The following is an 8,360-nucleotide window of genomic DNA, read 5'->3' on the forward strand; positions in this document are numbered from 1 at the left end:
CCCGCTTTGGGCAAATGTCATGGGCATGACAGACCGCCTGCGCTTTGCCCCGATCCCGCAATCCCTGCCCGAGACCGTCCCCTTCGTCGGCCCCGAGACGCTTGAACGCCAGCGCGGCGCAGCTTTCCGCGCGCGCCTTGGGGCCAATGAAAACGGCTTCGGCCCTTCGCCCCTTGCGGTGGCGGCGATGGCCGATGCGGGGGGCGGGATCTGGAAATACGGCGATTCCCACAGCCACGACCTGCGCCAGGCGCTGGCCGCCCATCACGGCGTCGCGCCCCCAAACATCATGGTCGGCGAGGGGATCGACGGGTTGCTGGGCCTGCTGGTGCGGCTGGTGGTGGCGCCGGGCGAGGGGGTCGTGACCTCGGAAGGGGGCTATCCGACCTTCGACTATCACGTGGCGGGTTTCGGCGGCGTCTTGCACCGCGCCCCCTATCGCGACGATGCCGAGGACCCCGACGCGCTGCTTGCGCTGGCGGCGCGGACGGGCGCGCGGCTGGTTTATCTGGCCAATCCCGACAACCCGATGGGCACGTGGCATTCGGGCCAGCGCATCGAGGCGATAGCCGCCGCCCTGCCGCCCGGCGCGCTGCTGGTCCTGGACGAGGCCTATGCCGATTTCGCCCCGCCCGATGCGATCCCGCAGATCGACCCCGAGGACGACCGCGTGATCCGTTTTCGCACCTTTTCCAAGGCTTACGGAATGGCGGGCGCGCGGGTGGGCTATGCCATCGGCCCGGCGCGGCTGATCGCGGGCTTCGACCGCATCCGCAACCATTTCGGCATGAACCGCACCGCGCAGATCGGCGCGTTGGCGGCGCTGAGGGATCAGGACTGGCTGCGCCGGACTGTGGCGATGGTGGGGGCCGCCCGCGGCCGGATCGGGACCATCGCGGCGGAAAACGGGCTGTCCGCGCTGCCCTCGGCCACGAATTTCGTCGCGGTGGACTGCGGGCGGGACGGCGCTTTCGCCCGCCGCGTGCTGGAGGGGTTGGCGGCGCAGGGCGTCTTTGTCCGCATGCCGGGCGTGGCCCCCCTCAACCGCTGCATTCGCGTCAGTTGCGGTCCCGATGCCGAACTGGATGTGTTGGCCGAAACCCTGCCCCATGCGTTGCGGGCCGCGCGGGCGGGCTAGCGCCCCCGGACCAGCGGCATCAGCCGGATGTAAGCCAGTTGGGCCAGCAGTTCGACCAGCGTCTGCGTGACGATGACGGCGGGCAGGACGGGGACCGCGCCGGGCACGGCGAAGGCCAGCGGCAGGATCACCAGCGAATTGCGCGTGGCCGATGAAAAGCACAGCGCCCGCAAGGCCCCGCTGCCCAGGCCGAAGGCGCGGCCCGTGATCCAGCCGACCCCCGGCGCCAGCACGGCGAAGGCGAGGTAAAGCGGCAGCGCCGCCAGCGCCTGCCCCCAGGCGCGGTCCAGCACCGGCACCGTCGCCGCCACGACCAGCGCCAGCACCAGCCCCGTCGCGGGCACCGGCAACAGCCCAAGCGCATCCGCCACCCGCGCGCCGTCCGGCCTGCGCCGTGCCCAGGCCTGGACCACCGCCGCCAACACCAGCGGCAGGGCGATCAGCCAGCCGAAGGCGTGAAGGAACGGCCCGGCCCGGACCAGCCCCGCAGCCGTTTCGCCCAGAAACAGCGCCAGATATAGCGGCAGCAGCGCCATCTGCATCAAGAGCAGCACCGGGGTCGAGGCCAGCAGCAACCGCGCGTCCGCGCGCCCCAGGTGGGCGAATGTGATGACATAGTCGATGCACGGCGTCAGCAGCACCATCAGCACGCCAAGCCGCAGCAGCGCGTCGTCGGGCGCGAACCGCGACAGCGCGAAGGCCAGCACGGGCAGGATGGCGAAATTGCTGCAAAGCAGCGCGGCCATGAAGCGCAATTCGCCGAAGGCCCGCCCGATCAGGGCCAGCGGCACTTGCAAGAAGGTCACGAACAGCATCAGCGCCAGTGCCGGGTTGATCGCCGCCTGCAATCCGCCCGTGCCCGGCAGCGCCAGCGCCGCGATCGCGCCAAGGGCGACGCAGCCGAAATAGACCGCGATCTGGTGCCGCTCCAGCCAGTCCCGCATCACGCGGGCAGGGGCAGGGCGGTGGTCGCCTTGATCTCTTCCATCGAGAGCAGCGCGGTGACGTTGTGGATCCTCACCTGCGAGATCAGCGCCTGATAGAAGCGGTCGTAGGCGCGCGCGTTCTGGACGCGGACCTTCAGGATATAGTCGATGTCGCCCGCCAGCCGGTGCGCCTCAAGCACCTCGGGGCGGGCGCGAACGGTTTTCAGGAAGCGTTGCGCCCAGTCCTGGTCATGTTCGGCGGTGCGGACCAGGACGAAGAAACAGGCCTCCAACCCCAGCGAATCGGGGTCGAGAATCGCCACCTCGGCGCGGATCACCCCGGCCTCGCGCAGCTTGCGGATGCGGTTCCAGACAGGGGTCTTCGAGGTGCCGACGCGGGCCGCCACCTCGTCCAGCGACAGCGTGGCATCCTGTTGCAGCACGGACAGGATTTTCCGATCCGTGTCATCCAGCCGGAAGACGGTCTGATTATCTGCGCTCATTTCGGAACCTCATCCCGTTTGTGGGCCATTGTGACGTATATCATCCTTATTTTTCCCAAGCACTCGCCAAATTACAGAACTTTTTCCTATATTGCGACAGGTATTCCGAAAAGGTCCCAGAAATGTCGAAATCGTTCAAGCCCTCGCCCGAAACCCCCGCTGTCGTCACCGCCAACGACCTGCGCCTGGGTCATTGCGTGTGGATGACCGAAGACGGCTGGACCGACGATCCGCGCCAGGCCGCGCTGTTTGAGGACGAAGCCCGTGCCGACCTGGCGCTGATCGAGGCCGAGGCGCAGGGCCATGTCGTCGTCGGCCCCTATGTCGCGCAAGTCCGCCTTGGCCCCGACGGCCCCGAGCCGACCCATTTCCGCGAGGAGTTCCGCCGCCGGGGGCCGTCCAACTATTTCCACGGCAAGCAGGCCGGTTCCGCTGCCGCCAATGACAATGCCGCCGCCATCTCGAAAGCCGAGGCCAGCCATGTTTGACGTCCGTCCCAGCAATATCGATTATTACCGCCACCGCGCCGCGCAGTTTCGCGCGCAGGTCGAGCGGCGCCTGGACGGCAGCCTGACCGAGGAAGAGTTCCGTCCCCTGCGCCTGATGAACGGCGTCTATCTGCAACTGCATGCCTACATGCTGCGGATCGCGATCCCCTATGGCACGATCAGCCCCGACCAGATGCGCACGCTGGCCTTGCTGGCGCAGAAGTGGGACAAGGGTTACGGCCATTTCACCACGCGCCAGAACATCCAGTTCAACTGGCCCAGGCTGGTCGATATTCCCGACATGCTGGACGTGCTGGCCGATGCGGAGCTGCATGCGATCCAGACCTCGGGCAACACGATCCGCAACGTGACGACCGACGCCTTCGCGGGCGCCGCCGCCGACGAGATCGCCGATCCGCGGCCCTATGCCGAACTGCTGCGCATGTGGTCCACCGATCATGGCGAGTTCCAGTTCCTGCCGCGCAAGTTCAAGATCGCCATTTCCGCAGGCGAGAAGGACCGCGCAGTGATCGCCGCCCACGACATCGGGCTGCGGATCGTGCGCAATGAGGCGGGCGAGATGGGCTTCCAGGTCTGGATCGGCGGCGGGCTTGGCCGCACGCCCCTGCTGGGCAAGGTCGTGCGCGACTTCCTGCCCGAGGAGGATCTGCTGCCCTATGTCGAGGCGATCCTGATGACCTACAACCTCGCCGGTCGCCGGGACAACAAATACAAGGCCCGCATCAAGATCACCGTGGCCGAGCGCGGACTGGACGTCATGCGCGACGAGATCGAGGCCGAGTTCACCCGCCGCCGCGCCGTCTTCAAGGGCGTGGACCAGCGGGTGCTGGCCGACCTCAAGCGCCGTTATGCCGCGCCTGATTTCCGCGATGCGCCGGTGGGCGACTATGATGCGCAACGCGCCGCCAACCCCGGTTTCCGCGCCTGGACCGACACCAACCTGTCGGCCCACCGGGTGCAGGGCTATGCCAGCGCCACCGTGACGCTGAAGGCCCCCGGCGTGACCCCCGGCGACTGCACCGATGCGCAGATGCGCCTGATCGCCGACCTGGCCGAGCGTTACGGCCATTCGGACATCCGCATCGCGCATGACCAGAACATCGTGCTGCCCCATGTCCACAAGTCTGACCTGCACGCGCTTTATCGCGAATTGCTGGCCGCGGGGCTGGCGACGGCCAATGCCGGGCGGATCAGCGACATCATTGCCTGCCCCGGCATGGATTACTGCACGCTGGCCACGGCGCGCTCGATCCCCATCGCGCAGGAAATCGCCGACCATTTCCGTGCGCGCGGGCTGGAGGACGAGATCGGCCAGTTCAACATCCGCATCTCGGGCTGCATCAACGCCTGCGGGCATCACCACCTTGGCCATGTCGGCATCCTTGGTCTGGACCGGGCGGGGGTCGAGAACTACCAGATCACGCTTGGCGGCGACGGCTACGACATCCCGGCCATCGGCGAGCGCGCGGGCGCGGGCTTCCCCGCCGAAGAGGTCGTCCCGGCCATCGACCGGCTGGTGGATGCCTATCTGGAACTGCGCGAGACGCCCGAAGAGCGGTTCATCGACGCCTACCGCCGCCTTGGCACCGGCCCGTTCAAGGCCGCGCTCTACCCGGAAACGGCCCATGCTTGACGGCAATCTCGACGACAGGTCGGCGCGGCTCAACGACCGCTATCGGCACCATGCGGCGATAGAGGTCCTGCGCCGCGCGCTGAACGACCCCGACCTTGGGCAGGTCTCGCTGGTGTCGTCCTTCGGGGCGGAATCGGTGGTGCTGCTGCATATGGTCTCGGTCGTGGCGCCGGGAACGCCGGTCTTGTTCATCGACACGCAGATGCTGTTTGCCGAGACGATGGACTACCAGCTTGAAGTGACGCAAAAACTGGGACTGACCGATGTGCGCGTGATCCGCGCCACCGAACGCGAGGTTGCGCTGAACGACCCCGACGGCACGCTGCATCAGTTCAACACCGATGCCTGCTGCAACTTTCGCAAGACGGTGCCGCTGGAACGTGCGCTGTCGGGCTTCGATGCCTGGATCACCGGCCGCAAGCGGTTCCAGGGCGGCGAGCGCAAGCAGCTTGAATTCTTCGAGCCGGAACCCCCCCACCGCCTGCGTGTCAACCCGCTGGCGCATTGGCGCCCCGAGGACGTGCAGGAATACATGGCTGAAAACAAGCTGCCGCGCCACCCGCTGGTCGCAAACGGCTATGCCTCGATCGGCTGCGCGCCCTGCACCTCGCCCATCAAGCCGGGCGAGGACCCGCGCGCGGGCCGCTGGCGCGGCAGCAACAAGACCGAATGCGGCATTCACTTTATCGGCGGACGTGCTGTCCGCGCAGGAGCAACGGCATGAGCGATCTGATTCTGGTCCGCGACGACGGCTTTCACCCCCATGACGGCGCCGAGCCGCCGGTGCTGGCGCCCGCCACCCCGCCCGAGGAACTGGTCGATCTTCTGCATCTGGACCTGATCGCCATCGACTTTCCCGCCATGACCGACGGGCGCGGCTTTTCGCTGGCCCGCCGCCTGCGCGAGATCGGCTATCAGGGCCGTCTGCGCGCCGTGGGCAAGCTGATCGCCGACCAATATGCGATGGCCCGCCGCACCGGCTTCGACGAGGTCCAGATCAGCGCCGAACTGGCCGCCCGCCAGCCGCAAGAGCAATGGCTGTTTCGCGCCGACTGGCAGGAATGGGACCATAGGTCGCGCCTTGCCGGCTAGGCAGGGGCTTTCATCCGGGACGCCGAGCGACTAGATAACGCAGGAATACGACATGACACTGGATCTTCCCTTGGACGACGCCGCCACCAAACCCGCCCGGACGCTGCCCGATGCGCAGACCGTCACCTCGGTCCGGCACTGGACGGACGCGCTGTTTTCCTTCCGCGTGACGCGGCCCGCAAGCCTGCGCTTCCGCTCGGGCGAGTTCGTGATGATCGGGCTGATGGGCGACAACGGCAAGCCGTTGCTGCGCGCCTATTCCATCGCCTCGCCCAATTGGGACGACGAGTTGGAGTTCTATTCGATCAAGGTCCCCGACGGGCCGCTGACCTCGAAGCTGCAACATATCAAGCCCGGCGACCAGATCATTCTGCGGCCCAAGCCCGTGGGGACGCTGGTGCTGGACGCGCTCTTGCCGGGCAAGCGGCTGTGGTTCCTGGCCACCGGCACCGGCATCGCGCCCTTTGCCAGCCTGATGCGCGACCCCGAGACCTACGAACGCTATGAGCAGGTCGTGATGATGCACACCTGCCGCACCGGGGCCGAACTGGCCTATGGCCGCGAACTGGTCGAGAACCTGCGCCACGACCCCCTGCTGGGCGAGCTTTACGGCGAGGATTTCGCCAAGCGCCTGCTGTATTATCCCACCACCACGCGCGAGGAATCGCCGCTGATGGGGCGGATCACGGCCAACATGACCTCGGGCAAGGTGTTCCAGGACCTGGGCCTGCCGCCGATGGACCCGGCGACCGACCGCGCCATGATCTGCGGCAGCCTGGCCTTCAACGTGGATGTGAAAGAGGTGCTGGAAGGCTTCGGCCTGCGCGAGGGCGCCAACAGCGAACCCAAGGAATTCGTTGTCGAAAAGGCGTTCGTGGGTGACGGGGTCTGACCGTTTCCCGCCTGTCCTGACCATGTCGCGGGGGCTGTCGGCCCCCGTTTCGCGTTCCGGGCGGGCAGGGTGCGCGACCGCCTGCCGTTGACAGATGCGGGTCTCATGCCCATTTTGCCGCCCCGAATCATTTGAGGAATTTTCATGGCAGTCGTCGTCGTAGAATCTCCGGCCAAGGCCAAGACGATCAACAAATATCTTGGCGACGACTACACCGTTCTGGCGTCCTTCGGCCATGTCCGCGACCTGCCGCCCAAGGATGGCAGCGTCGATCCGAATTCGGATTTCGCGATGAAATGGGAAATCGCCGCGGATAGCCGCAAGCACGTCAAGGCGATCAAGGACGCGCTGGCCAGCGACCCGAACCTGATCCTGGCCACCGACCCCGACCGCGAGGGCGAAGCGATCTCGTGGCACCTTCTGGAAGCCCTTGCCCCCGCGCTGAAGAAGGGGGCCGAGGTCAGCCGCGTGACCTTCAACGCCATCACCAAGGCTGCCGTGACCGAGGCGATGGCCAATCCGCGCCAGATCGACCAACCTCTGGTCGATGCCTATCTGGCGCGGCGCGCGCTGGACTATCTGGTGGGCTTCAACCTGTCGCCCGTGCTGTGGCGCAAGCTGCCCGGCGCGAAATCGGCGGGCCGGGTGCAATCGGTCGCCCTGCGCGTCATCGTCGACCGCGAAATGGAGATCGAGGCGTTCAAGCCCCGCGAATACTGGTCGGTCCACGCCCGCCTTGCCACCCCGCGCGGCGAGGAGTTCGATGCCCAGCTTGTCAGCTATGCGGGCCGCAAGCTGGAACGCTACGACCTGGAGAATCTGGAGGCCGCCCGGCTGGCCGTGCGCGCGCTGGAAAGCCGCGACCTGAAGGTCGCCAGCGTCACCGCCAAGCCCGCCAGCCGCAACCCGTGGCCGCCCTTCATGACCTCGACCCTGCAACAGGAGGCCAGCCGCAAGCTGGGCCTTGGCGCGCGGGCCTGCATGTCGGCGGCGCAGCGGCTCTATGAGGCGGGCCATATCACCTATATGCGGACCGACGGCATCGACATGGCCCCCGAGGCCGTGATGGCCGCCCGCGACGCGATCAAGGCACGTTTCGGGCCGGAATACCTGCCGAAATCCCCGCGGATGTATAAGAACAAGGCCAAGAACGCGCAGGAGGCCCACGAATGTATCCGCCCGACGGATATGATGGCCTCGCCCGACAAGCTGCGGCTGGGCGAAAAGGATCAGAAGGCGCTTTACGACCTGATCTGGAAACGCACCATCGCGTCCCAGATGGAAGCCGCGCGGATGGAGCGCACCACGGTCGAGATCGCCAGCCCCGACAATCAGGTCGGGCTGCGCGCGAACGGTCAGGTGATGCTGTTCGACGGTTTCCTGAAGGTCTACGATCAGGGCCGCGACGACGACGAGGGCGAGGACAGCGCCCGCCTGCCCGCCATGTCGCAGGGCGAGGCGACGCGCTTCGTCGGTGGTCACTTCGCGGCGGAACTGGCCCGGCTGAACGCCGAAGACGAGGGCAGGGCGGTGATGGACGAGGCTGGCGGCGCGCTGGCGCGTCAGCATTTCACCCAGGCCCCCCCCCGCTATACCGAGGCCACGCTGGTCAAGCGGATGGAAGAACTGGGCATCGGCCGCCCCTCGACCTATGCCAGCATCGTCAC

General features: G+C 67.0%; 9 protein-coding genes. 7 read left to right on the top strand and 2 right to left on the bottom strand.

Annotated features, from left to right (window positions below):
- The first annotated feature begins 25 nt into the window (after positions 1-25).
- Positions 26-1,138: a pyridoxal phosphate-dependent aminotransferase gene (locus tag Q0O97_RS14855; RefSeq protein WP_294930978.1), complete on the top strand. Its 1,113-nt coding sequence runs from the start codon at positions 26-28 to the stop codon at positions 1,136-1,138.
- On the opposite strand, the gene Q0O97_RS14860 is transcribed toward Q0O97_RS14855, so the two are convergent.
- Together Q0O97_RS14860 and Q0O97_RS14865 are read right to left on the bottom strand one after the other, a co-directional pair.
- Positions 1,135-2,082, bottom strand: a complete 948-nt coding sequence (locus tag Q0O97_RS14860; protein ID WP_294930981.1) for an arsenic resistance protein — start codon at positions 2,080-2,082, stop codon at positions 1,135-1,137. The two genes, Q0O97_RS14855 and Q0O97_RS14860, sit on opposite strands and share 4 nt — an antisense overlap.
- Positions 2,082-2,567, bottom strand: a complete 486-nt coding sequence (locus Q0O97_RS14865; RefSeq protein ID WP_294930984.1) for an Lrp/AsnC family transcriptional regulator — start codon at positions 2,565-2,567, stop codon at positions 2,082-2,084. Before Q0O97_RS14865 ends, Q0O97_RS14860 begins: the two co-directional genes overlap by 1 nt.
- 122 nt (positions 2,568-2,689) lie before the next feature.
- Here Q0O97_RS14865 and Q0O97_RS14870 point away from each other — a divergent pair, with 122 nt between their 5' ends.
- The 6 genes from Q0O97_RS14870 to topA all read left to right on the top strand — a co-directional run.
- Positions 2,690-3,055 (top strand): DUF2849 domain-containing protein, encoded by a 366-nt coding sequence (locus tag Q0O97_RS14870; protein WP_294930987.1) that lies wholly within the window; start codon positions 2,690-2,692, stop codon positions 3,053-3,055.
- Positions 3,048-4,709: a nitrite/sulfite reductase gene (locus Q0O97_RS14875; RefSeq protein ID WP_294930990.1), complete on the top strand. Its 1,662-nt coding sequence runs from the start codon at positions 3,048-3,050 to the stop codon at positions 4,707-4,709. The genes Q0O97_RS14870 and Q0O97_RS14875 overlap by 8 nt, the downstream gene beginning before the upstream one ends.
- Complete coding sequence (locus Q0O97_RS14880) at positions 4,702-5,433, top strand: phosphoadenylyl-sulfate reductase (RefSeq protein WP_294930993.1); 732 nt, start codon at positions 4,702-4,704, stop codon at positions 5,431-5,433. The genes Q0O97_RS14875 and Q0O97_RS14880 overlap by 8 nt, the downstream gene beginning before the upstream one ends.
- Positions 5,430-5,801, top strand: coding sequence for a DUF934 domain-containing protein (locus Q0O97_RS14885; protein ID WP_294930996.1), 372 nt, complete (start codon positions 5,430-5,432; stop codon positions 5,799-5,801). The genes Q0O97_RS14880 and Q0O97_RS14885 overlap by 4 nt, the downstream gene beginning before the upstream one ends.
- Positions 5,802-5,853: 52 nt before the next feature.
- The gene (locus tag Q0O97_RS14890) at positions 5,854-6,693 is read left to right on the top strand and encodes a ferredoxin--NADP reductase (protein WP_294930999.1); all 840 of its coding nucleotides are present in this window, start codon (positions 5,854-5,856) and stop codon (positions 6,691-6,693) included.
- Positions 6,694-6,837: 144 nt separating this feature from the next.
- A partial coding sequence (gene topA / locus Q0O97_RS14895) for a type I DNA topoisomerase (protein ID WP_294931002.1) occupies positions 6,838-8,360 on the top strand: 1,523 nt, incomplete at its 3' end.

Origin of the sequence: uncultured Paracoccus sp. (assembly GCF_945915435.1) — a bacterium.
Lineage (GTDB): Bacteria > Pseudomonadota > Alphaproteobacteria > Rhodobacterales > Rhodobacteraceae > Paracoccus.